Origin of the sequence: Duganella violaceipulchra (assembly GCF_019166075.1) — a bacterium.
GTDB lineage: Bacteria > Pseudomonadota > Gammaproteobacteria > Burkholderiales > Burkholderiaceae_D > Rugamonas > Rugamonas violaceipulchra.
In genome coordinates this window covers 1-470 of the sequence record NZ_JAHTGR010000118.1, presented here as the reverse complement: position 1 = coordinate 470, position 470 = coordinate 1, and the positions used below count along the sequence as shown (strand labels likewise).

The 470-nt window shown below is 62.8% G+C and carries 1 pseudogene; it reads left to right on the top strand.

Going from position 1 to position 470, the window contains the following annotated elements:
• Positions 1-132: 132 nt before the first annotated feature.
• Positions 133-360: pseudogene (locus KVP70_RS33230) on the top strand (MFS transporter); the annotation flags it as partial.
• Between the last annotated feature and the right edge of the window lie 110 nt (positions 361-470).

Here is a 470-nt window from a genome sequence, read left to right as displayed (position 1 = left end):
TGGGCGTCCTTCAATTGCACGCGCAGCACGTTGACCTGCGCCTTGAGCACGTCGCGCGCGATCTCGCCGTCGACCAGGATCTACGGCGTGGAGCCGGAAGCGGGCAACGACGGCCAGCAATCGTTCCGCAGCGGCAAGCTGTTCTTCCCGCCGGCTATGCCGGGCTGGCTGAGCATGGTGCAAACCTTCGGCATCTTCGCCGCCGGCTACGTGGTGCGTCCGCTGGGCGGCATCATCATGGCGCACTTCGGCGATCTGTTCGGCCGGAAAAAAATGTTCACCATGTCCATCCTGCTGATGGCGGTGCCGACGCTGCTGATGGGCATGCTGCCGACCTACGCAAGCATCGGCCTGGCGGCGCTTTCAGCATCACAAACCTGAGCTTCGGCGTGAAGGACAAGCAGGACCGCTACAAGTTCACCTTCCTGGTCAACAACCTGTTCGACAAGCGCTATGCGGCCGGCCTGAAC